Below are 19,971 nucleotides of genomic sequence, written 5' to 3'. Positions count from 1 at the left end.
TCAAGGTTGCGGCATGAACCTAAACCGGTGTCCAAAATCTGTTGACCAGTTCAGCTTGCCAGCGATGAGGCCAGTACAGCCAGCACTTCAGGTGTCGCCTGGATTACGACCGCTGCGCGCTCGATCGCTGGCAAGGCCAGCTCCCACAGGTTCGGCGCTATACCTGTGGGAGCGGTGCCCCTCCCCGCCTCAACTCACTTGAGGTCAAACCGATCCAGGTTCATCACTTTCGTCCACGCAGCAACGAAATCCGTGACGAACTGCTCCTTGGCGTCGGCGCTGGCATAGAACTCCGACAGCGCCCGCAGCTGCGAGTTGGAGCCAAACACCAGGTCAACCCGGGTGCCGGTCCACTTCACCACACCGGTCTTGCGATCACGCCCTTCGAACGCCTCGTTGGCCGCCGATACCGGTTTCCACTCCACGCCCATGTCCAGCAAGTTGACGAAGAAGTCGTTGCTCAACGTGCCCGGCTGTTGGGTGAAGACGCCGTGCTTGCTCTGCCCGCCATTGGCCCCCAGCACCCGCAGGCCGCCCACCAGCACGGTCATTTCCGGGGCGCTCAGGGTCAGCAGTTGCGCCTTGTCGATCAACAGGGCCTCGGCTGGTACCCGATAGCTGTTCTTCAGGTAGTTACGGAAACCATCGGCAACCGGCTCCAGGAAGCCGAACGACTCGACGTCGGTCTGCTCCTGGGAGGCATCCATTCGCCCAGGGGTAAACGGCACGGCAATGTTGACCCCGGCGTTTTTCGCGGCCTGTTCAACCGCCGCACTGCCCGCCAGCACGATCAGGTCGGCCAGGGAGATTTTCTTGCCACCGCCCTGGGCACCGTTGAAGTCGTTCTGGATGCCTTCCAGGGTGCTCAGCACCTTGGCCAGTTGCTCGGGCTGGTTGGCTTGCCAGAACTTCTGCGGCGCCAGGCGCAGGCGCCCACCGTTGGCGCCACCGCGCTTGTCGGAGCCGCGGAAGGTCGACGCCGCCGCCCAGGTGGTAGACACCAGATCGGCCACCGACAGCCCCGAGGCCAGTAGCTTGGCCTTCAGTGCGGTAACGTCGCTGTCGTCGACCAGGGGGTGATTGACCTCCGGGATCGGGTCTTGCCAGAGCAGTTCTTCGCTGGGCATTTCCGGGCCCAGGTAGCGCGACAGCGGCCCCATGTCGCGGTGGATCAGCTTGAACCAGGCACGGGCGAAGGCGTCGCTCAATTGCTCGGGGTTTTCCAGGAAGCGCCGGGAGATCTTCTCGTAGATCGGGTCGAAGCGCAGCGACAGGTCAGTGGTGAGCATGGTCGGGTTGCGGCGTTTGGCCGGGTCGTGGGCATCGGGAATGATCCCGGCGCCGGCGCCGTTTTTCGGCGTCCACTGATTGGCCCCGGCCGGGCTCTTGGTCAGTTCCCATTCGAAGCCGAAGAGGTTTTCGAGGTAATTGTTGCTCCAGCGGGTCGGCGTGGTGGTCCAGGTCACTTCCAGGCCGCTGGTGATGGTGTCGGCGCCCTTGCCGCTACCGAAGCTGTTGCGCCAGCCCAGGCCCTGCTCCTCCAGGCCGGCGGCTTCAGGCTCGGGGCCAACGTTGTCGGCGGGGCCGGCGCCATGGGTTTTGCCGAAGGCATGGCCGCCAGCGATCAGCGCCACGGTTTCTTCATCGTTCATGGCCATGCGCGCAAAAGTTTCGCGGATGTCCTTGGCGGCGGCGACCGGGTCGGGGTTGCCTTCCGGGCCTTCCGGGTTCACGTAGATCAGGCCCATTTGCACCGCGGCCAGCGGGGTTTCCAGGTTGCGCCCCTGGTCGGTGCGGCTTTCTTCGTTGCCATGCTGCTCGGGCTCGGCCACCAGGGTGCCTTCGCCAGGCTCCTGCATCGGCTGAGGGCCCTTGCCGTAACGGGTATCGCCACCCAGCCACTTGTTTTCCGAGCCCCAGTACACGTCTTCATCCGGTTCCCAGACATCCGGGCGACCGCCGGAAAAGCCGAAGGTCTTGAAGCCCATGGATTCCAGCGCCACGTTGCCGGTGAGCACGATCAGGTCGGCCCAGGAAATGCTCCGGCCATACTTCTGCTTGATTGGCCACAGCAGCCGCCGGGCCTTGTCCAGGCTGACGTTGTCGGGCCAGCTGTTGAGCGGGGCGAAACGTTGTTGACCGGAACCTGCGCCACCCCGCCCATCACCGGTGCGGTAAGTGCCGGCGCTGTGCCAGGCCATGCGGATGAACAGCGGCCCGTAATGGCCGAAATCCGCCGGCCACCAATCCTGGGAATCGGTCATCAGCGCTTGCAGGTCTTGCTTGAGGGCTTGAAAGTTCAGGCTGTTGAATGCTTCGGCATAGTTGAAGCCATCGCCTTGGGGATCGGACTGCGGCGAGTGCTGGTGCAGGATCTTCAGGTTCAGTTGGTTCGGCCACCAGTCGCGGTTCGTCGTACCACCGCCAGCGGCATGACTGAACGGGCATTTCGATTCAGTAGACATGGGTGAGCTACCTTTGAGTCCAGCGTTTTAGTTATCTCCACATCAGGTCCGGCCGGCACATGCCAGCGCATCATAAAGGCTAGTCCCGGCCCCGGTAGTCAGCAAATAGACGCAGTATTACCCGCTGATAGCCATAATCTCTTATACCAACCCCAGGGATGGAGCAGATCGTAGGTGTAGCCGCCTCCCCCTGAGGTTCAGATCATGCACAGCCGTCCGCGTCGCACCGCCTTCCACGAAGCCGGCCATGCCCTGGCCTTCTGGTGGAACGGCCTGGCGATCAGGCGGGTGACGGTGCGCACCCGGGCCGAAGCGCTGATCGGGCCGATGGTCGATTTGCGCGGCAACCTGCAGCCGGTCAAGGGCCTGGTCGAAGCGGACTACCTGGTGCCTCTGCCCGCCTTCGAGCCGCCGGGCATCGCCGAGTACCTGCCGTCGATGATCGAGCTGATCGAACGCGATCTGCTCAACTGCTTCGCCGGCCCCGTGGCCGAAGCGGTTTACCGGCACGGTCCGGATAATCGCTTTCTCACCACCAGCGGTGCCGGTGACCGGCGCCGGGCCTGCGAGCTGATCGCCCTGCTCCCTCCGCGCCAAGTGCTTGATGCCGAGTCGATTGCACTGATGCGCTGCCACAACCTGGTGCGCCACTACTGGCCTGCGTTGCGCACGGTCGCCGAACTGCTGCGAGACCGGGGAACGGTGGATGGCGATGCGCTGATCGGGCTGCTGTGCCAGTTGACCGGCGAAACACCACAGCGGCTTACCAATCCACTGGCAACCCTGGATATCCCGCCGCGCAGCCGTGGGAGCGGCGGTGCGTCGCCTCGCCGTGCGCCGCGATAAACGCATCAGCCCACCGACGGCACCTTGGCCGGCTGGCCATGCTGGCGGGTGGTGATGATGCCAATGAAGGAAATCACCAGCGCCAGGCCGATGGTGGTGGTGACCTCGGCGCGGTGCTCCGGGGTCACCAGCATGACCCCAAGGGCGGCGCTGATGAAGGCGATGACCAGGTAGGTCAGCCAGGGGAACAGCCACATGCGAAAGGTCAGCTCGACCTTCTGCTTGAGCAGCATCCGGCGCATGCGCAACTGCGACACGGCAATCACCAGGTACACCAGCAAGGCAATGGCACCGGAGCTGGCGAGCAGGAACTGGAACAGGCCGGCCGGGGCAAAGTAGCTGACCACGGTGATCACCGCGCCCAGCACGGTGCTGGCGATGACTGCGGCGCGCGGCACGCCGACCGCCGAGGTCAGCTTGACCTGCCGGGGCGCCTCACCGCGCTTGCCGAGGGAAAACAGCATGCGCGAGGCAATGTAGATCGAGGAGTTCATGCAGCTGGCCACCGCTACCAGCACCACCACATCCATCATCAGCTTGGCGTGGGGAATGTTCATCAGTTCCAGGGCCCGCTGGTAAGAGCCCACCGAGGCCAGCTGCGGGTCGTTCCAGGGCACGATGGAAATGATCACGGCAATCGACAGCAGGTAGAACACGCCGATGCGCCAGATTACCGAGCGGGTGGCCCTGGCGATGTTCTTCGCCGGGCTCTGGGATTCGGCGGCGGCAATGGTCACCGCCTCGGTGCCGATAAAGCTGAACATCACGGTAATGAAGGCACCGACCACCGCCGACACGCCGTTGGGCGCAAAGCCACCATGGGTTTCGAGCAAATGGCCCAGGCCGCTGACCTCGCGTTCCGGCACCCAGCCCATCAGCACCGCAGCGCCAAGGGAGATGAAGGCGATGATTGCCACGACCTTGAACATGGCGAACCAGAACTCGAACTCACCGTACTTGGACACGCTGAACAGGTTGGTCGCAGCCAGGGCGATGATCGACAACAGGGCAAACAGCCAGGCATCGACCATGGGCATCCAGGTGTTCAGCACATGCCCGGCGGCCAGGGCTTCGATGGGGATCACCAGCACCCAGAACCACCAGTACATCCAGCCGATGGTAAAACCGGCCCAGGGCCCGATGGCCTGGTCGGCGTAGGTCGAAAACGAACCGGTGTCGGGGTTGGCCACGGCCATCTCGCCGAGCATGCGCATCACCAGGATCACCAGCAGGCCCGACAGCACATAGGCCAGGATTGCCGCGGGCCCGGCGGCGGCAATTGCATGCCCGGAGCCGACGAACAGGCCGGCGCCAATGATGCCGGCGATGGAAAGCATGGTGACATGGCGTGGCTTGAAACCCTGCGCCAACTGACCGCTCGAATCCTTGGAGCCCAGGCTGATCATTATATTTATTCTCTTGTGATCGGAACGCATGGCATTGACTGCTGGCGTCACCTTACCTGTGCTGCTTGACGGCGGATTTGCCTGAGCGCGCCGTTCGCTGTGTCTGATCTCGCCATGAAACGTTCGTGCCAGCTCAGTGCAACGCCCGCGTCACCAGGAAGTTAACCAACTCCGGCTCGTCGTCCAGTTCGATCGAACGCACCGGGCGCGGCAGGTTGTCGAGCACCGTGCGCCAGAAGGCGTGAGCGGTTTCGTCCTGGTCGTAATAGCGCACCAGCCACTGGTTCTGCCCGCTCGCCAGCACCTGGCTGGCCAGGGCGCTGCCGATACCCTTGCGCCGGTAGCGCTTGAGGATGAACAGGTCGGCCAGCTCCAGGGCATCGAGCCCGGGCAGCTCGCTGCGTTCGATCAGCAAAAAGCCGGCGATGTAGCCGTCGACCAGGATCAGGTTGGCGCTCCATTGCGGCTCTTGCCAGTAGCGTTGCAGGTGCTCGTCGTGCACGTAGAAACGGCCGTCGACCTCGACGTCTTCCTGTTCCCAGTCCGAAGACTCGTAGGCGTAGAACTGGTAGAGGTTGCGAATCAGCTCGGCCTGCTCGGGGCCGGTTTGCAAGAGCTCGACAGTGAGGTCACTCATGACAGGACCTCATACAGCGGAAAAATCGACGGCATTGGTATCTCGATAAGTGAACGAACAGCGCGTTTTGCGGGCGCTATTGTTTACAAAAGCCGGGGCCAATGCCATCGCTAAAACGCGTTACCTGGCCGGCAGCGCGGCGACCGCGTCGATTTCGATCTGCATGCCATCCAGGGCCAGGCGCGGCACCGGGATCAGCGTGCAGGTCGGGGTCATGTTGGCGCCCCAGGCGCGCTGGGCTTCGGCGCCCCACAGGCGCAACTTGCTTTCGTCGTGATCGACGATCAGCAGGGTCAGCTTGAACACATCGGCCAGGGTTGCGCCTTTTGACGCCAGGGCGATCTGCAGGTTGGCCAGGGCCTGGCGCGCCTGTTCGGCAAAATCGCTCGACAGCCGGCCCTCGAGGTCTTCCCCGCCCTGCCCGGCGATGTACAGCAGCCGGGCATTGGCGGCGACCTCGGCGACATGGGAGTAGGCATTGGCACTGGGGTCGTAGAGGCCTTCGGGGTTGGACAGGTGGAAAGCTGCGGTCATGGTGCTGCTCCGAATGGTGGGAGCGGCGAGTATCAAACCTCGACCTAAGTAGAGGTCAAGCCTGATGTTGCCAGCGCTGCGCGCTGGATCGCTGGCAAGCCAGCTCCCACAATGAACCTGTGTACATCGACCCTGTGGGAGCTGGCTTGCCAGCGATGTGGGCTGCAGCGGGTAAAGTCTCATTGCTCATGGCTCGCCCTCCTCAAGGATCAATGACGACTGCCGTGTTAATGTAGCCCTTCGCACGGATTCGACCAGAGAGCAGACATGCCCATAGACCTACCTGAAACCATCCGCCCGCTGTTCATTGCCGCCGGCTGGCCTGCCCAAGTGACTGCCCCAGAGGCGGACATCGGGCCCAAAGGCCACCCCGCCAACGACTTGCTCAGGGCGTTCAATGGCCTGTGCGTCGGCCACTGCGGCGCCGGTGAAGAATGCGCCGCCGGCGACATCGAGTTCAGGCCCAAGCCCGGCCTGCACGACGAAAAAGTCATCGTGGCGATGCAACACAAACTGAATACCACCCTGGTGTGCATCGGCGATGTGCACCACGGCCATGGCGCGCTGTTTGTCGACAGCCGGGGCGCCTGCTACCTCATGAGCCAGGTGCACGACGCCTTCTGGCTGCAGGGAAACACCTTCGCCGTTGCCGCAGAAGGCCTGTTGCTGGGCCGCAAATCACAAACACAACTGCTGTGAAATTCAGGCGCAAATAAGGCAAATTGCTGGCCCCCTGCTACCCGCTTCGTAGGCAAACTCGCTTTCTTTTCAGCGAGTTAGGTAGGTAGGTGCTATGCGGGCTTATGGATTGACCCTGGCAGCGTTTTTTCTTGTCGCACTCCCGCTCGGCGCCCAGGCCAAGGCCCTGGGCAACAATGACCGCTACATGTGCAGTTGGGGTTCGGACATTGCCGCCGGCGCCCAGCAGTCGAAGCTCTCCGGGGTGACCCTGTACGCCGCGCGCAAACGCCTGCAAGTGCGTAAATTCAGCAAGCCGTGGATGCGCATGACCGCCATGGGCATCACCGAACAGACCTACAACAGCCAGTCACGCCTCAAGCCTGCGGCCATCAAGCAGACCTACTACGAGCAATGCGTCAGCCATGCGCTGGCGCGGCGCTGAACACGCCGGCTGATTCGAGGGTTTCAATCAACCGCTCCGGCCACACCGTGTCGGTGGTTTGCCGCAGTTCCTCGGCCGACCACCAGCGATGATCGGCCATTACCTCGACCTCCGAAGGCGTCCATCCCTGGCGGCACAGTTGCTGGTCCTGCGCCTGGATCAGGTAGTACTGCTCGACCGACGTGACCCACTCGCCGCTGGGCAACTGCATGGCGAAGCGGCGCTCGTTCAAGGGTGCGCCCACGGCGTCGACCTGGATGCCGGTTTCTTCGCGTAGCTCACGAATCGCGGCTTGCTCGAAGGTTTCCCCCTCCTCCACGCCGCCCCCCGGTGTTGCCCAGTAATCGTCGCCGGCCAGCGCTCCGTTGCGATGGACGAAGCGAAACAGCAATACGCTTCGGGAGGGGCTGATGACCAAAAGCCGGGCTGATTTTCGCTCACGCATCGTGGTGTTCCTGTCCTTGGTTTATGATCGCGGGCGAGATTCTACCGGGCTCCAAGGATGAACAACGACAAATCTGCGCTGACGACCATTGATTATCACGGCAGCTGCCTGTGCGGCGCCGTCAGCTATCATATCGACACCCAGATCAAGGCCGTCACCCATTGCCATTGCAGCCAGTGCCGCAAGGCCCATGGCGCAGCCTTTGCCACCTATGGCAGTGTGCCTGCTTCGGCCTTGAGCTGCAGCGATCCGCAACGTCTATTGCGGGTGTTCAAGTCATCGCCAACCGTCAGCCGCAGCTTTTGTTCAGCCTGCGGGACGAGTTTGTTCTGGGCCAATGCCAGTGGCGATTATCCAGACTGGATCAGTGTTGCGCTGGGCACCCTGGACACACCTTTCGAACCCACCCGACAAAAACATGTGCATGTGCAGTCCAAGGCCTGCTGGCTGGTGATTGGCGATTCATGGCCGCAACACCAGTGCCCCGTAAAACATCAAAGCAAGGACGCCCCATGTATCGTTTGATCTACCCCTGCATCGGCGCATTCATGGCGCTGACTAGCACGGTTCAGGCAAGCAACCTGTGCCCTGGCGCCAACACCGAAACGCAGATGCTTGAATGCATGCAGCAGTCGTTGAAAAAATCCGATCAGCAATTGAATGAGCTCTATCAGGCCTTGGTCGCACGCTTCAAGGCGGAGGGTTCGGCGCCCGGACAACCCACCCAGGACCTGGCGCTGAAAAAAGCCCAGCGCGCCTGGATTGCCTTTCGCGATGCCAGCTGTGAATTCGAGACCTACGAGTCCGTTGGCGGCAGTGGCTTCGCCACGATCCATACCCATTGCCTGCTGAAGCAGACGCAAGCCAGAGTCCAGTACCTGAAGCGGGTTACCGGTATGCCTTGAAGGCCTGCAACAGCGGCGGCAGCGCGGCGTTGATCTTAGCGCCGTTGGACAAGCGCACAAAGCCCACCATACTGAGTCGTCACTGCGGACAAGTACGCCCGCAGCCTACCCAGGCTTATCTGCGAAATAAGGAGTTCCCATGGCAGGTTGGTTCGAGTTGAACACCAGCAGTGACGGTCAGTACCGCTTTGTCCTCAAGGCGGGTAATGGCGAAATCATTCTTACCAGCGAGTTGTACAAGGCCAAAGGCTCAGCCGAAAGCGGCATCGCCTCGGTCCAGGCCAACAGTGGCGTGGACGAGCGCTACGAGAAAAAAGAGGCCAGCAATGGCAAGTTCCACTTCAACCTCAAGGCCGCCAATCACCAGGTCATCGGCACTAGCCAGATGTACGCATCGACGCAGTCGCGCGACGCGGGCATCGCTTCGGTGAAGAGCAACGGCAGCAGCAAGACCATCAAGGACAACACCTGAGTCCGAACCGTCAGCGGGCAGTGATGCCCGCTGCCTCACACCTGATACTCGACCCGATCCGCCTCCACCGGCGTCGGCACTTCCCAGCGAAAATACATGCGTTCGATGTCCTTGTTGCGCAGCGTGGTGTCCCGGCGGGCATTGCGGCGCATCAGCTCGCGCTCGCTTTGTTCCAGGTACACCAGCTGCACGTCGGCGTCATAGCTGTAGAGCAGGTCGAGGGTCTTCTTGCGCATCTGCTGCGACAGGTGCGTGCTGTTCCACACGAAAGGTTCGCGGCGGCGCAGCAAGGCCTTGGCCTTGTCGATCGCGTACTGCGCCACCGGCCCCTTGTCACCGTGGCTCAGGCCCAGCTCCTGGCGGGCATCGTCGAACGACACCACGGCAAGCTTGGGCGCATGCTCGTTGACCCAGGTGTCCTTGCCGCTGGCCGGCAGCCCCGCCAGCACGATCACCTGCGAGCCCCGCACTTCGCGGTACAGGCTGTACTGCGGCAGCACCGAGGCCCCGCGAAAGTAACTGCGCCGGGTGTAGTCGTCGGCAAAGGCCTTGGGTTGATCCAGGCAGCCCTCGTCCTCGGCCAGCAGGCGGAACACTTCGATGTCGTCGAGTACCCCCTGCTTGCCGGCAAAGCCGCGGCCCTGCATGTCGGCGCTGGCCACTGCGCAGAGCATCCACACCGGCACCTCCCACGACAGGCGATGGAGAATCTGCTCGGCCGAACGCCCGCTCTTGTCCCCGGCCAGGGCAAAGAACGGCAACTGGTGCACGTTGATGATCCGGCAGATGGTTTCGCGCAGCTCAAACGGCACACCGGCCTGCCACAGCAGGATTCGCGCATCCACTGCTCCCCGGCGTGAGTGCCCGGGCTGGCCGATCTTGCCGGTGATTTCATCGATCACCGTGCACGACGGCTTGGCGATGTCGTGCAGGACTGCGGCGTAGAACAGCACGAACTGCTGCTCGGGGTTGGCGCGTTGGTATACCGGGTCGGCGAGCAAGGCATCGACCACCATCATGGTGTGGGTCCAGACGTCGCCTTCCTGGTGGAAGACCGGGTCCTGGGGGGTTGCCGCCAAGGCGCGCAGCGACGGAATCGCCTCCAGCAGCGCCGGGTAGTCGACCGCGCGGCCGGGGCTGGGCATCAGCCCTTGCAATGTGTTCATGTCCATATCATTCAACTCCTTGTTCGGCGGCCTGCAGGCTGGCCCAGGTGACCTGGGGCTCGGGCGCATACAGGTCGACACCGGCGGCCAGCAGGTTGGGGATGTACGGCTGGCGCAGGTGGTGTTCATCAGCTTCGAGGATGGCCTGGACGAAGTCGTGGCGCACCCATTTGATCCGCCCGGTGGTGTACTCGGCGGTTTCGATTTTCAGGTACAGGCCCTCCATCAGGTCGGAGCGGTCGCCCTGGTTCCAGGCCTTGGCAAAGTCCAGTTGCTGACGGGCGATGACTTCGGCGAAGGCGTCCTTCCAGCGCCGGGACTTGGCCTGCGAATGGCCGACCAGGGCCAGCAGGTCCTTCAGCCGTGGCGGTGCGATGCCTTCGAACAGCACCGGCACCGACAGCACCGGACCACCCGCGAGCAACTGCTGGCGCCGCGCCGTAGAGAGGAACACCTGCTCCGCGCGGTCCCAGATATCGAACTCGAAGAACAGGTGCGGCAACTGGTCGTAGAACACGCTGTGGCGCTTGCTCATCACCTCGCCAAACAGCACGTAGCGGTCTTCCAGGTGCTCGAGCAGCCAGTCTTCGTGACAGGCCGCCCATTGCTTGAACTGGCTGAACTGACGCTCGCGGCTGCCACCGGCCAGGTAATGGCCACGCGACTGCAACAGCAGCTCGCCGGCGGCGGAAAAACTGATCGCGGCATTGGCGCCGTCGAGCTTTTCCTCGACCACCAGGTACTGACCGTTCAGACGGCTGTAGGGCAACTGATCATGGTCGCTATCGCCGGCTTGCAGGCGAGAACTTTGCAAGTGCGGGGTGCGCGGGTACTTGTACAGGTCGAGCTGCGCGAGCTCGCGGATATCGAGTGTCATGGGTCTTCTCCAAAAGGGGGAAAACCGACGACAGCGGGCAGGTGAAAGTGCGTGCGCAGGCAGGCACCAACAGGCTTAAACGTCCGTCGTCGGCATCAGGCGTGTTGGTTGGCGTGGGGCACTGGCTTCACCTAAATAATGAGGGGTGGATCTGAGGGTGCGGATTGGAAACGAGATGGGGGTGGGCTGTCAAGTGCTATGCCGTCCGGGATGGCCTCATCGCGGGGCAAGCCCGCTCCTACAGGTACTGCGCCAATCCTGTGGGAGCGGGTCTTGCCCGCGATCGAGCGCGCAGCGGTCGTAATCCAGACAACACTTCATGTGCTGACTGCACTGGCCTCATCGCTGGCAAGCCAGCTCCCACAAATGTATCTGTGCAAACCTCAGGCAGATTGCCGCTGCGCGTCGTTGAGCGCACTGCCCTTCACGCTTTTGCGCTCATGTCTCTGGCGATCGGGCTGTGGCAAAACTGACGGGCCAGAAGTGCTGCACCAGGGGTGCAAACGGCTGCGAATACCACTATTGCGCCATACATTCAGCAGCCTAGAAAACGCGTTCCATGACAATGATCCGCTCCTCCCCCTCCATCACCTCGCGGACCTTGGCATAGCCCAACCGGGCATAGAACGCCTCTGCGGTAATCGATGACGGCACTCGCAACAGCGCCTGCCCCGTTTGCCGGGCCAGATCTTCAATCGCCTGCATCAGGGCACGGCCAACGCCGGTGCCTTGCAACCCTGGCACCACAAACACGCTGCGCACCACATTGCCTTGCAGGCTGGCGGTGGCGACCACCTGTTGGTCGAGCACCGCCACCAGCACCTGGCGTTGCTCGAGCAAGGCCAATATCCGTTCCGGAGTAAAGCTCTGCTCGACCTGGGCAATCAGCGCCGCCGAGTAGTCGGCGGCGTTGCTTTGCTGCAAGGACTGGATGATCACCGCGCTGATGGCAGTGGCGTCGGCAGGCGTGGCGGGGCGAATGTGCAAGGTCATCGGCTCGTTCCGTGAGGCAGTGTCGGAACGCCAGTGTGCCGTGTGTTCAGGGAGGCGAACCAGCGGTAGTTTCAGCCACTACCGAGGTGCCTCGCAGCTTGCCGGGCAGCGCCAGGGCAATCAGCACGCCGAACAGGGCGATCCCGCCGCTGACCAGTACTGCCCGCTGCAGGCCCAGCGCATACCCTTGCTGCCAGGCGGCCCCGCTCAAGCCATCGAGGCCCTGGTTGGCCAGCCCCACCAGCAGCGCCAGGCCCAATGCCCCACCGATCTGCTGGACGGTGGAGGCCATGCCCGAAGCCACGCCTTGTTCGCCTGCTGCAACGCCCTGCCCGGCGCACACCCACATGGCGGTCCAGGTCATGCCCTGGCCGATGCTGAGCAAGGCAATCGGCGTCAACAGGCGAACGAAAGCGCCATCGCCGGGCAACATCCAGCCAAGCCAGAGAATACCCACGCCACCGGCCAGCAAGCCGATGATCAAGGTGCTGCGCAAACCCAGGCGGGCCAGCGCCCGTTCGGCTATGCCGATGCCCAGGGTGCACACCAGCGTCGCCGGCAAAAACGCCAGGCCACTGGCAAGCACGCTGTAGCCGTAGATCTGCTGGAAGTACAGGGCCAGGAAGTAGTACTGCACGCTGAAGCTGGCCATGAACACTGCGGTCAAACCCATGGCCGCGCGCAAGCCCGGGGTGCGCAACAGGCGCAGCGGCATCAAGGGATCGCGGCTGCGGGTTTCGATCACCACGAACACCGCCAGGCAGATGAGTGCAGCCGCCAGCACCGTCCAGAACAGTGGCCGTTGCCAGCCCCAGCTCGGCCCTTCGATCAGCGCCAGCACCAGCAGGCTGCCACCCAGGGTGATGGTGAGGGCGCCGGCCAGGTCGAACGAGCGGCCTTGCGCCGGTGCTGGATCGGCTGGAATCCAGTACCCGGCGGCCCAGGCACAGGCGCCCGCCAGCGGTACGTTGACCAGGAACACCGCCTGCCAGCCTAGCCACTGGGTGAGGACCCCACCGAGCAAGGCACCGAGGGCCAGGCCTGCTGCCGAGGCGGCGCTCCAGATGGCCAGGGCGCGGGTACGCGGCGCCCCTTCGGCGTACTGGCTGTTGATCAGCGCCAGGGTGGCGGGGAACAGCAAGGCGCCCGCCAGCCCTTGCAGCGCCCGCGCCAGAACCAGCACTTCAGCCTGGTCGGTGAGGCCGCCGGCCAGCGAGGCGATGGCGAACAAGGCCTGGCCGAGCCGATACAGACGCCGCCGGCCCAGCAGGTCTGCTGCACGGCCGCCGAGCAGCAGGCAACCGCCAAAGGCCACGCCGAAAGCGCTGATGATCCACTGCAGTTGGCGCGGGCCGATGGCCAGTTGCTCGCCAATCGTCGGCAAGGCGACGAAGACGATGGTGTAGTCCAGGGCAATGATCAGTTGCGCGCAGGCCAGCAACAGCAGCATCAATGCGGGGTGGCGCGGGATTGGAATCGACATGCGGGGCATCCTTGGCAAGAAGGCGCCAGTGTCATTCATGCGCCAGGTATGATAAATACGCTGCAAGTCCTTTCAGTAATGACTTTAATCATGGACCTGAACACCGTTGCCCTGCTGCTCAAGGTCGCCGAGCTGCGCAGCTTCACCGCTGCGGCCGCCAGCACCGGCTTGACCCAGTCCGGGCTGTCGCGGGCAATTCGCCGCCTGGAAGAACAACTGGGGGTCAAGCTGCTGCACCGCAACACCCGCAGCGTCAGCCTGACCGCCGACGGCCTGCTGTTGCGCGAGCGTTGCGCACCGTTGCTGGCCGGGTTCGAGGAGGTCGAGCAACTGCTGCTTGACCGCCGCTGCGAGCCCAGCGGCACCCTGCGCCTGAGCCTGCCGTCGGCCTTTGGCCGCATCGTCATCCTGCCGCTGCTGGGTGAGCTGACCCAGCGCCATCCCGAGCTGGTGGTGGACGCGACCATGACCGACCGCCTGGTTGATCTGACCGAAGAAGGCTTCGACGCCGCCGTGCGCATCGGCCCGTTGAGCGATGTGCGCCTGGTGGCCCGGCCCCTGGCACCGATGCACTGGGTGACCGTCGCCGCCCCCGCCTACCTTGCCCGCCATGGTGTGCCGCAAACCCTCGAAGACCTGGCCCGGCACAACTGCCTGGTGGTGCATAACCCCTACCTCGGGCGCCGGGTTGACTGGCAGTTCGTGCAGCACGGTCGGCTGGTCGATCTGCAGGTCAGCGGGCAAATGCTGTTCGATGTCGGCGACCCGCTGATCGATGCGGCGTTGCAGGGTTTCGGCATTGTCCAGGTGATGGATTTCGTCGCCCGCCAGGCCCTGGCCGACGGGCGCCTGATACCGGTGCTGGAGCCATTCGCCGGCCGCTGTCGTGAACTGGCGTTGGTGTATCCACCGTCACGCCAGCATTCGCCGCGCCTGAAGGTGTTCAGCGATCTGCTACAGGAGCGCTGGCCGTCAGCCTGGAGCTGACGATTGTCTTTTGCCGGGCGCCGGGCCTATAGTCGCAACCGGCGTCATCCACGCCACCCGTCCGCGGAAAGGGCTGCGCCCAGGCTGTACACCCCACATTCTTGTCTACGACTCCCGGCCTGACAGCGGACAAGGCTCGCACAAGGAGTTCGTATGTCCGCTCGACTGTCGTCGCCGTCCCATGACGGGCGCATCAACCTCGAACAACAACGCAAGCGCGCCAAGGAGCTGCTCCAGCGCCTGCGCTCGGGTGCCGCGCCCGCACAGCTGGCACAACTCAGCCCTGCCTCACCACGCCTGGCCGATGCCCAGTGGCTGATCGCCCGCGACCTGGGCTTTGCCAGCTGGCCCAAGCTCAAGGCGCATATCGACGCCATCGACTTTGCCGCCCGCCACCCGCAATTCATCGCCGATGACGAAGCCGCTACCCAGCATTGGCGCTGCGGCAACGACATCAGCCACGGCTTGCGCCTGGCCGGGTTCACCGGCGCCTTTCACATGCTCAGCGACCCCCTGGTCATGGGCCCGGTGCGTGATGTGCCGGCAGCGCCTTACCGCGCCCTGCGCTGCGACTACATCAGCCAGGCCTATGGCCTGGAGCATCCTGAGGTGCAGCGCAAGATGGAGGACGAATACGCCGACCTGGCCCGGCTCGACGGCTGCCCCGGCGCGGTGCTCTGGTGCGAGGCGGATGCCTATGACCAGCTGTTCCTGATCCGCGTGCTGGCCGGCTTGCACAACCCGCCGCAGCGCTTGGAGCTGATCGAGATCGACCGCATGCCCGGGGTCGAGCGCTTTATCGGCATCGGCCAATTGGCCCCCGATGTGCTGGCCTGGTTGTGGCCGCAGCGCCGGGCAGTGGATGCGCCAATGCTGCAACTGGCGCGCGAGGCCTGGGCTGCTTATAGCGCACCGTCGCCACACGCCTGGGCGCAGTTGGCCCATCGCCAGGACCTGGCCCTGCCCTTGCTCGCCGCTGCGCTGTTGCGCCAGTTGCAGGAACTGCCGGGCGTGGAGGATGGCCTGTCGCTCAGCGAACGCCTGGCGCTGCAGATCATCAGCGAGTTCGGCCAGGTGCCGTTCGGCCGGGTATTTGCCGAACTGATGGGCAAGCGCGAGCCGCTGCCCTATCTGGGTGACATGATGTTCCATGCTCTGCTGCGGCCGCTGATCGATTCGCCCACGCCGCTGCTCATCGAAGCGCAGGCTGAGCTGGAATGGCCGCGTCGACCTTTGAGCCTCACCCCTTTGGGCGAGCGGGTGCTGGCGGGCCAGGCCAACTGGCTTGACCAACAGGCCCCCGAGCGCTGGGTCGGTGGTGTGCGCGTGCTGGCCGGGCAAGGTCACTGGGCGCTGGACCGCGACCTGTGGCCGGTGTGGCGCGGGTAAAAACTCCGGCGATGCGCTCCTGGCTTTCGCGGGGCGCATGTCACGTCCCTGTGCACGGGGTCAGCGTTGCACGGCGGTGGTTTTCAGCCAGGTCTGAAAGTGCAGCGAGCCGACGATGGCATCGGCATCCGGAGTCAGTGAACGGTCGTCGATCGGCGCGCCGAAATAGGTGGCTGCAGGGTCGGCAATCACTTCCCGGGCATCTTGATTGTGTTGCAGGTAGCTGCGCACGAAATCGGCAAGCGGCAAGCGGTCGGGGCCGGCGACTTCGAGGGTACGGTTGGCCGGCGCTTGCTCGGCGAGGTTGGCCAATGTCAGGGCCACGTCGGACGAGGCCACCGGCTGCAGGGCAGCGGCGGTGAGGCGCACGCGGTTGCCGTCGGCGCCGGAATAGGCAATGGCGCCCATGAACTCGAAGAACTGCGTGGCGCGCAGGATGGTATAGGGCATGCCCGAGGCCCTGATCAGTTGCTCCTGGGCCAGCTTGGCGCGGAAGTATCCGCTGTCCTGCATGCGCTCGGTGCCGACCACCGACAGGGCGATATGGTGACGAACCCCGGCCTTCTGTTCAGCGGCCAGCAGGTTGCGCCCTGAAGTCTGGAAAAACGCCAGCACCGCGGCGTCTTCGAAAGACGGTGAGTTGGCGACATCCACCACCACATCGGTGCCCTGCAACGCCTGCTCCAGGCCTTCGCCGGTGAGGGTATCGACGCCGGTCTTGGGCGAGGCGGCGAGCACCTTGTGGCCGTTGGCGCGCAGGTTGTTGCACAGCTGGGTGCCGATCAGGCCGGTACCACCGATCACGACGATTTTCATGGCTGCTTCTCCCGGGGCGTGTCGCAACCCATTATTTTACGCCGCGCAGCTGTAGCCCGCGCGCCAGCAGACGAGCGTCATGCTGGCTGATCCGGTACAGTACGCGCCGCTCGAGAGATGGATCCCGGGCCAATTGTCATGGAGTTATGCAGTGAAAAACCTGAGCAAAGTTGTCGCCTCCGGCCTGTTCGTCCTGGCCCTGGCAGGTTGCACCGGCACCCCGATGAAAACCCAGCACTACAACGCCGACCAGTACACGGTGATCGGCCACAGCGAAGCGAGCGCCACCGGCCTGTTGGTACTGGGCATGATCCCGGTGCGTCAGAACAGCCGCTTTGTCCGTGCACAAAATGCCGCGATCAAGGCCAAGGGCGGCGACGCGATGATCAACACCCAGGTCCAGGAAAACTGGTTCTGGGCCTGGGTACTGACCGGTTACACCACCCGGGTGTCGGGTGATGTGGTCAAGCTGAACAACGTTCAGTAACGCCTGAACTGCGAGCGCTTCGCGCCCGATCGCGGGTCAAGCCCGCTCCCACAATGGAACTGTACACACCGACCCTGTGGGAGCTGGCTTGCCAGCGATGAGGCCGGTACAGCCAGCACACCAGGTGTTGCCTGAATTACGAGCGCTGCGCGCTCGATCGCGGGCAAGCCCGCTCCCACAGGGTTGGCGCTGGACCCGCGATCAGGCCATCACCATAGCAAAAGCCGGTGATGCCAACCTTGCCGGTGGTTGCCGGATACTTCATCAGCCATTCGATGGCCCACAAGCATAGTAGGCGTGGGCAAATAGCGTATGATCTGCCCGCCCTTCCACGAGGCTCCTCATCCCATGCCAATGAGCAAACGCGAACAGGCGCAGCTTGACCGCCGTCTGGTCGCTACCCTGACCGATGCCTGCGAGACCGCCAAGGCCGAAATCGTCGGTTTTGCCTGGCTCACTCACCTGGTCGACTACACCCGCTTCCCTTCCAGTTTGCAGGTGATCTGGGTATTCGAAAGCCGGGCCGCCAAAGACCACGCCCTGGCCAGCGGGCAAGGTGAGCGGATGATCGAGCTGACTGCTTTAGCGTTGCAGGATGCCGACGTCGAATTGCGCCCGCTTGCCCCCCACGTGCAGTTCGACGTCGAAAAACGAGGCTGACACATGGCCAAGGACATCGAGAACCCCTGCATCGCCGTGTGCCAACTAAGCGGCGACCTGTGCCTGAGCTGCGGCCGCAGCAAGGACGACATCCGCAAATGGAAGCGCATGAAACGCCCGGAAAAAATGGCTGCCGTGCAACGCGCCACCCAACGGATGAAAAGCCTGAAAAAAGCCAAAGGCTAGCGCTTCAGGCACCCGCACCCTGGGTCAAGAAATCGATGAAGGCCCGAACCCGTAGCGGCACATGGCGGGCATGAGGGTAGAGCAGGATGAACGGCCGTGAAGTGCCGCCATAGGGCGTCAGCACTTCCAGCAGCTGGCCGCTGTCAAGCTCCTGCTGCACAGTAAAGCGATACGCCTGCATCAACCCCGCGCCGCTTTTGACCAGGGTGACGGTGGCCAGGAAATCTTCCAGGCAGGTGATGTTGCCGGACACCTCCAGCTCCTCGCGCTTGCCCCCGACCAGAAACGACCAGGGCACCTTGCGCCCGCTGCTGGGCAGTTCGAACTGGATGCACTCGTGAGCGGCCAGGTCTTGCGGCGTCTGCGGTGTGCCCGCTACACGCAGATACTCCGGCGTCGCCACGATCACCAGCTCGGCGTCTTCCAGGCGCCGGGCGATCAGGCTGGAGTCGGCCGGCTCGCGGCCGCGGATGGCCAGGTCGTAGCCTTCATCGGCAAAGTCGATGTTGCGGTTGCTGGCGTGAATGTCGATCTGCACCTGCGGATACAACTGGCGGAACCCGGCCAGCCTGGGCAGCAAGCGAAAGTGGGCATAGGGTGTCGGCACGCTGATGCGTAGCAGCCCGGACGGCACGGCCTGGCCACCGCTGAGCGCACGTTCGGCCTCCACCAGTTGGCTCAGGGCCTGGCGGCATTGTGCGTAGTAACTGCGCCCGCCTTCGGTCAGGCGCATCTGCCGGGTGGTGCGCACGAACAGGCGCACGCCGAGGCGTTCTTCCAGGCGCGCCACCGAACGGCTGACCGCTGCCGGCGTCACCCCGGCCAGGGTCGCCGCACCGGTGAAGCTGCTGGTTTCGGCGGCCAGGCAGAACAGCTCGATACTGCCCAGTTGAAGGTCATCGAAGTGGCGGGTCATGGCGGCTCAATTGATTACATGAAGTATCAATTCAAATTCCATACACACCATTTTTCAAGACCTGATTGCAAATTAAAGTCTGCCTCACTTGCCCGGCGACCCGCCTGGCCCACTGGAGACTGACCATGCACACCGCCAAGACTGTCATCGTAACCGGCGCCTCGAGCGGCCTGGGTTTCGCCATCGCCAAGGGTTACCTTGAGCGCGGCGACAATGTCGTCGGCAACGCCCGCACCCTCGCCCGCCTGCAGGAGGCCGCCGCCAAACTCGGCAACCCGGCCAATCTGCTGCTGGTCGAAGGCGATATCGCCCAGCCGCAAACGGCGCGAAAACTGTTCGACCAGGCCATCGAGGCGTTTGGCAAGGTCGATATCCTGGTCAACAACGCCGGGATCTTCATTGCCAAGCCGGTGACCGACTACACCGAGGCCGAGGTCGAAGCCATCGTCGACACCAACCTCAAGGGCTTCTTCTACCCGGCCCAGGCCGCAGCACGGCACATGGCCAAGAATGGCGCCGGGCATATCGTCAACATCACCGCGTCGATCGCCCTGCAGCCGAACATCAAGGTGCCGGCGCTGCTGCCGGTGCTGATCAAGGGTGGCATCAACCAGGCGGTGCGTGCCCTGGCCCTGGAGCTGGCACCGTCGCAGGTGCAGGTCAATGCCGTGGCCCCGGGGATCATCGATACCCCATTGCATGGCGACGACTCGCAGGCCCGCGAGGCCCTCAAAACGCTGGCGCCGACCGGGCAGATCGGTTCGCCCGAGGATGTGGTCGACGCGGTGCTATACCTGACGGACTCGACTTTTGTCACCGGCACGGTGATTGCCGTGGACGGTGGTTCGGCGACGGGTACCTGGTAATTACAGCGAGGAAATGAACATGCCGTATGTCCATATTCGCGTGACCGATGAAGGCGTCACCCGCGAGCAGAAACAGCAGTTGATCGAACAGACCACCGCGATGCTCAAGCGGGTGCTGAACAAACCGCCGGCGTCGACCTTTGTGGTGATCGAGGAAGTGAACACCGACAACTGGGGGGTGGGTGGCGAAACAGTGACGACACTGCGCAAGCGAGAGAAAACAGAGTAGGCATCTGTCGCGGGGGGGGGAAAAGCCCCCCCCCACACCCCCCCGTTGGGGGGGTTGTCCCTCCTCACTGCTACACCCACCTT

General features: G+C 63.7%; 24 protein-coding genes and 1 pseudogene. 13 read left to right on the top strand and 12 right to left on the bottom strand.

The features are described from left to right. Positions 1 to 194 precede the first annotated feature (194 nt). Positions 195 to 2,465, bottom strand: coding sequence for a catalase/peroxidase HPI (gene katG, locus ABM562_RS26780; RefSeq protein ID WP_460423903.1), 2,271 nt, complete (start codon positions 2,463 to 2,465; stop codon positions 195 to 197). Positions 2,466 to 2,669: 204 nt separating this feature from the next. Here katG and ABM562_RS26775 point away from each other — a divergent pair, with 204 nt between their 5' ends. Continuing rightward, positions 2,670 to 3,311: a M41 family metallopeptidase gene (locus ABM562_RS26775; protein WP_258577991.1), complete on the top strand. Its 642-nt coding sequence runs from the start codon at positions 2,670 to 2,672 to the stop codon at positions 3,309 to 3,311. A 5-nt stretch (positions 3,312 to 3,316) separates the two neighbouring features. On the opposite strand, the gene gabP is transcribed toward ABM562_RS26775, so the two are convergent. From gabP to ABM562_RS26760, 3 genes are all read right to left on the bottom strand, one after another. Beyond that, the gene (gene gabP / locus ABM562_RS26770; protein WP_115087079.1) at positions 3,317 to 4,717 is read right to left on the bottom strand and encodes a GABA permease; all 1,401 of its coding nucleotides are present in this window, start codon (positions 4,715 to 4,717) and stop codon (positions 3,317 to 3,319) included. Between the two features lie 133 nt (positions 4,718 to 4,850). Continuing rightward, complete coding sequence (locus tag ABM562_RS26765; RefSeq protein ID WP_115087080.1) at positions 4,851 to 5,354, bottom strand: GNAT family N-acetyltransferase; 504 nt, start codon at positions 5,352 to 5,354, stop codon at positions 4,851 to 4,853. A gap of 120 nt (positions 5,355 to 5,474) precedes the next feature. Further along, on the bottom strand, positions 5,475 to 5,888 hold the full coding sequence (locus ABM562_RS26760) for a RidA family protein (RefSeq protein WP_115087081.1): 414 nt from the start codon (positions 5,886 to 5,888) through the stop codon (positions 5,475 to 5,477). Positions 5,889 to 6,155: 267 nt separating this feature from the next. On the opposite strand from ABM562_RS26760, the gene ABM562_RS26755 reads away from it, so the two are divergent. Together ABM562_RS26755 and ABM562_RS26750 are read left to right on the top strand one after the other, a co-directional pair. Continuing rightward, positions 6,156 to 6,587 carry an SUKH-3 domain-containing protein gene (locus ABM562_RS26755; RefSeq protein WP_115087082.1) on the top strand — a complete coding sequence of 144 codons (432 nt, stop codon included), beginning with the start codon at positions 6,156 to 6,158 and terminating at the stop codon, positions 6,585 to 6,587. Between the two features lie 94 nt (positions 6,588 to 6,681). After that, entirely contained in the window at positions 6,682 to 7,011 is a 330-nt protein-coding gene (locus ABM562_RS26750; RefSeq protein ID WP_115087083.1) for a hypothetical protein, read from the top strand. On the opposite strand, the gene ABM562_RS26745 is transcribed toward ABM562_RS26750, so the two are convergent. After that, a complete protein-coding gene (locus ABM562_RS26745) occupies positions 6,986 to 7,456 on the bottom strand; it encodes an NUDIX hydrolase (RefSeq protein ID WP_115087084.1) in 471 nt (156 codons plus the stop codon). The genes ABM562_RS26750 and ABM562_RS26745 overlap by 26 nt on opposite strands. 57 nt (positions 7,457 to 7,513) lie before the next feature. On the opposite strand from ABM562_RS26745, the gene ABM562_RS26740 reads away from it, so the two are divergent. The 3 genes from ABM562_RS26740 to ABM562_RS26730 all read left to right on the top strand — a co-directional run bounded on the left by ABM562_RS26740 (position 7,514) and on the right by ABM562_RS26730 (position 8,833). After that, entirely contained in the window at positions 7,514 to 7,981 is a 468-nt protein-coding gene (locus ABM562_RS26740) for a GFA family protein (protein WP_460423902.1), read from the top strand. Next, positions 7,969 to 8,361, top strand: a complete 393-nt coding sequence (locus tag ABM562_RS26735) for a lysozyme inhibitor LprI family protein (RefSeq protein WP_460423901.1) — start codon at positions 7,969 to 7,971, stop codon at positions 8,359 to 8,361. The genes ABM562_RS26740 and ABM562_RS26735 overlap by 13 nt, the downstream gene beginning before the upstream one ends. Before the next feature lie 139 nt (positions 8,362 to 8,500). Further along, complete coding sequence (locus ABM562_RS26730) at positions 8,501 to 8,833, top strand: YegP family protein (protein WP_115087087.1); 333 nt, start codon at positions 8,501 to 8,503, stop codon at positions 8,831 to 8,833. Positions 8,834 to 8,868: 35 nt separating this feature from the next. On the opposite strand, the gene ABM562_RS26725 is transcribed toward ABM562_RS26730, so the two are convergent. The 4 genes from ABM562_RS26725 to ABM562_RS26710 all read right to left on the bottom strand — a co-directional run bounded on the left by ABM562_RS26725 (position 8,869) and on the right by ABM562_RS26710 (position 13,361). After that, the gene (locus ABM562_RS26725) at positions 8,869 to 10,005 is read right to left on the bottom strand and encodes an AAA family ATPase (RefSeq protein WP_115087088.1); all 1,137 of its coding nucleotides are present in this window, start codon (positions 10,003 to 10,005) and stop codon (positions 8,869 to 8,871) included. A 1-nt stretch (position 10,006) separates the two neighbouring features. Beyond that, positions 10,007 to 10,876, bottom strand: coding sequence for an RNA ligase family protein (locus ABM562_RS26720; RefSeq protein WP_460423900.1), 870 nt, complete (start codon positions 10,874 to 10,876; stop codon positions 10,007 to 10,009). A gap of 543 nt (positions 10,877 to 11,419) precedes the next feature. Further along, positions 11,420 to 11,869 carry a GNAT family N-acetyltransferase gene (locus tag ABM562_RS26715; RefSeq protein WP_115087090.1) on the bottom strand — a complete coding sequence of 150 codons (450 nt, stop codon included), beginning with the start codon at positions 11,867 to 11,869 and terminating at the stop codon, positions 11,420 to 11,422. A gap of 46 nt (positions 11,870 to 11,915) precedes the next feature. Then, on the bottom strand, positions 11,916 to 13,361 hold the full coding sequence (locus ABM562_RS26710; RefSeq protein WP_460423904.1) for an MFS transporter: 1,446 nt from the start codon (positions 13,359 to 13,361) through the stop codon (positions 11,916 to 11,918). 81 nt (positions 13,362 to 13,442) lie between these two features. Here ABM562_RS26710 and ABM562_RS26705 point away from each other — a divergent pair, with 81 nt between their 5' ends. After that, the gene (locus tag ABM562_RS26705) at positions 13,443 to 14,339 is read left to right on the top strand and encodes a LysR family transcriptional regulator (protein WP_115087091.1); all 897 of its coding nucleotides are present in this window, start codon (positions 13,443 to 13,445) and stop codon (positions 14,337 to 14,339) included. Between the two features lie 153 nt (positions 14,340 to 14,492). Continuing rightward, complete coding sequence (locus ABM562_RS26700; protein ID WP_460423899.1) at positions 14,493 to 15,728, top strand: DUF1835 domain-containing protein; 1,236 nt, start codon at positions 14,493 to 14,495, stop codon at positions 15,726 to 15,728. A gap of 60 nt (positions 15,729 to 15,788) precedes the next feature. Here the strand turns inward: ABM562_RS26700 and ABM562_RS26695 are convergent, their stop codons facing one another. Beyond that, the gene (locus tag ABM562_RS26695) at positions 15,789 to 16,544 is read right to left on the bottom strand and encodes an SDR family oxidoreductase (RefSeq protein WP_115087093.1); all 756 of its coding nucleotides are present in this window, start codon (positions 16,542 to 16,544) and stop codon (positions 15,789 to 15,791) included. Between the two features lie 151 nt (positions 16,545 to 16,695). Between ABM562_RS26695 and ABM562_RS26690 the strand changes: the two genes are divergently transcribed. Further along, positions 16,696 to 17,031, top strand: a complete 336-nt coding sequence (locus ABM562_RS26690; RefSeq protein ID WP_115087094.1) for a hypothetical protein — start codon at positions 16,696 to 16,698, stop codon at positions 17,029 to 17,031. Between the two features lie 202 nt (positions 17,032 to 17,233). Here ABM562_RS26690 and ABM562_RS26685 read toward each other — a convergent pair. Then, positions 17,234 to 17,311 (bottom strand): annotated as a pseudogene (locus ABM562_RS26685) (YghX family hydrolase); the annotation flags it as partial. A 68-nt stretch (positions 17,312 to 17,379) separates the two neighbouring features. Between ABM562_RS26685 and ABM562_RS26680 the strand changes: the two are divergent. Together ABM562_RS26680 and ABM562_RS26675 are read left to right on the top strand one after the other, a co-directional pair. Next, positions 17,380 to 17,691, top strand: coding sequence for a hypothetical protein (locus ABM562_RS26680; RefSeq protein WP_115087651.1), 312 nt, complete (start codon positions 17,380 to 17,382; stop codon positions 17,689 to 17,691). A 3-nt stretch (positions 17,692 to 17,694) separates the two neighbouring features. Further along, complete coding sequence (locus ABM562_RS26675; protein WP_010225542.1) at positions 17,695 to 17,877, top strand: DUF1289 domain-containing protein; 183 nt, start codon at positions 17,695 to 17,697, stop codon at positions 17,875 to 17,877. 4 nt (positions 17,878 to 17,881) lie between these two features. On the opposite strand, the gene ABM562_RS26670 is transcribed toward ABM562_RS26675, so the two are convergent. Then, a complete protein-coding gene (locus ABM562_RS26670; protein ID WP_460423898.1) occupies positions 17,882 to 18,793 on the bottom strand; it encodes a LysR family transcriptional regulator in 912 nt (303 codons plus the stop codon). Between the two features lie 125 nt (positions 18,794 to 18,918). Here ABM562_RS26670 and ABM562_RS26665 point away from each other — a divergent pair, with 125 nt between their 5' ends. After that, a complete protein-coding gene (locus ABM562_RS26665) occupies positions 18,919 to 19,659 on the top strand; it encodes an SDR family NAD(P)-dependent oxidoreductase (RefSeq protein ID WP_460423897.1) in 741 nt (246 codons plus the stop codon). 19 nt (positions 19,660 to 19,678) lie between these two features. After that, the gene (locus ABM562_RS26660) at positions 19,679 to 19,888 is read left to right on the top strand and encodes a tautomerase family protein (protein ID WP_115087648.1); all 210 of its coding nucleotides are present in this window, start codon (positions 19,679 to 19,681) and stop codon (positions 19,886 to 19,888) included. The last annotated feature ends 83 nt before the right edge of the window (positions 19,889 to 19,971 follow it).

It is taken from the genome of Pseudomonas sp. ZL2 (genome assembly GCF_054788455.1).
The sequence above is the reverse complement of the archived record's forward strand: the minus strand, read 5'-3'. Positions and strand labels throughout refer to the sequence as shown.